1 pseudogene is annotated in these 272 nt (G+C 66.5%); it reads left to right on the top strand.

Annotated elements, in window-relative coordinates:
• Positions 1 to 272 (top strand): annotated as a pseudogene (locus ACPYOM_RS22515) (LuxR family transcriptional regulator); the annotation flags it as partial.

The following is a 272-nucleotide window of genomic DNA, read 5'->3' as shown; positions in this document are numbered from 1 at the left end:
GAAGAAGGCGGGCGACGAGGGGATTGTCAGCCGCGTCTCCATTCCCGAACTTGATGGCATCCGGGCGTCCATGGAGGGGAAAGGACCATGGCGGACGCACGCAAGGGTCGCAGGGCAGGAGCGCGACATCCTGGCCTTCACCTACCCGCCCAGCAACGCCCTTCTGGTCCTCACAGATCCGGAGCTTCCCGGGGACGCCGAAGCACTGCGCCTCGCCTCGTACCTTTGGGGCCTCACGGCGGCCCGTATCCAGGAGAAGGTCAGCGACGCAC

The sequence above is a fragment of the Monashia sp. HAY1-2A genome, assembly GCF_056755315.1.
The sequence above is the reverse complement of the archived record's forward strand: the minus strand, read 5'-3'. Positions and strand labels throughout refer to the sequence as shown.